Below are 1,075 nucleotides of genomic sequence, written 5' to 3' on the forward strand. Positions count from 1 at the left end.
GTCAAGCAACTATTTGATTTTTAGTAGTTTCCCTGTCAATATATTTTTCCTCAAAAATTTCTTGAATAACATCTTTAATATCTCCATCAGGAGGTCGTTTTTCAAATTGTTGATGATTATAAATCCATAAAGGCTTAATCACTCTTTGCTTCTCGTCAACTAAATACATTAATCTAATTTGTCCTGATGTACCTTTAGCAATAGTTAAAACTAATTTATAAAATTGCCATTCATCAGGTAATTTCAGACCACTTGGTAAAGGTTCAAACTTTGCTTTAGGTGGATAAGGGTTAATAATTAGTTCTTCGAGATGTTTACTAATAACCCGAATAAATTCCTGTTTTTGAGATTGAGATTTATAGGTTTTGACTAACTTTTTTAAACTCCGTTTAAAGTTAGCATAATTCTCAATTAAGAAGGGAGTTGAGCCAGTCATTAACTTCTCCTTGCTGAATATATTCTGGTTCTTCCTTAGACTCTATTGCTGTTTCTAAAATATGAGAAACAATTGGAGCATAGTGAGGATGTCCTTTCTCAATTTCTAAAAGTTTTTCTTCTCCTAATAAACGCATATCTTCTAATAAGATAGGTTCGGTTGAACTTGCATAACTAGGTAAACCTTTTCTGGCTTTTTTCCAAGGAAATTCTAAGTGGGTTAAATCACTTAAATAGTAAGCATGATATTCACCGAAGTATTGCCAAGTTTCCTCTAAAACTTCTTTGATTTCTGAGGAAATATTAGCAATACTTTCCTGGTTTGGGATTGGTAATTGTTCGGCTTCAAATTTACTGTAAAATTTATAAGCAGGAGGACAAACAGGACCATATCGCCAAGCTTGTATTTCATTCGTGAATAAAGGTTCATTATTAAGAGCTAAATATAAGCATTGGCTATAGTAGAGAAGTTTTTGTACTTTCATATTGGTTATTTGAGCTTCTCTACCATCTTCATAAGCCCGCATAATGAAATATTTGGCTATTTCTAAGGGGTTAATCATTGGAGTTTTATCTGTTTATTTTTAATTTAATACTACTATAGATATTTATCAATTTACACTAAGTAAGGAATTATATA

The 1,075-nt window shown here is 31.1% G+C and carries 2 protein-coding genes; both read right to left on the reverse strand.

Annotated elements, in window-relative coordinates:
• Window position 1 precedes the first annotated feature (1 nt).
• Window positions 2–436, reverse strand: coding sequence for a hypothetical protein (locus F6K22_RS41440; RefSeq protein WP_293111034.1), 435 nt, complete (start codon window positions 434–436; stop codon window positions 2–4).
• Window positions 408–998, reverse strand: a complete 591-nt coding sequence (locus F6K22_RS41445) for a Panacea domain-containing protein (protein ID WP_293111036.1) — start codon at window positions 996–998, stop codon at window positions 408–410. Before F6K22_RS41445 ends, F6K22_RS41440 begins: the two co-directional genes overlap by 29 nt.
• Window positions 999–1,075 lie beyond the last annotated feature (77 nt).

The organism is Okeania sp. SIO2F4, assembly GCF_010672385.1.
Classification (GTDB): Bacteria; Cyanobacteriota; Cyanobacteriia; order Cyanobacteriales; family Microcoleaceae; genus Trichodesmium.

What these genes read in the sequence shown, in the direction of transcription:
- F6K22_RS41445 (WP_293111036.1), bottom strand. Translation starts at nt 998, where the DNA reads ATGATTAACCCCTTAGAAATAGCCAAATATTTCATTATGCGGGCTTAT.
- F6K22_RS41440 (WP_293111034.1), bottom strand. Translation starts at nt 436, where the DNA reads ATGACTGGCTCAACTCCCTTCTTAATTGAGAATTATGCTAACTTTAAA.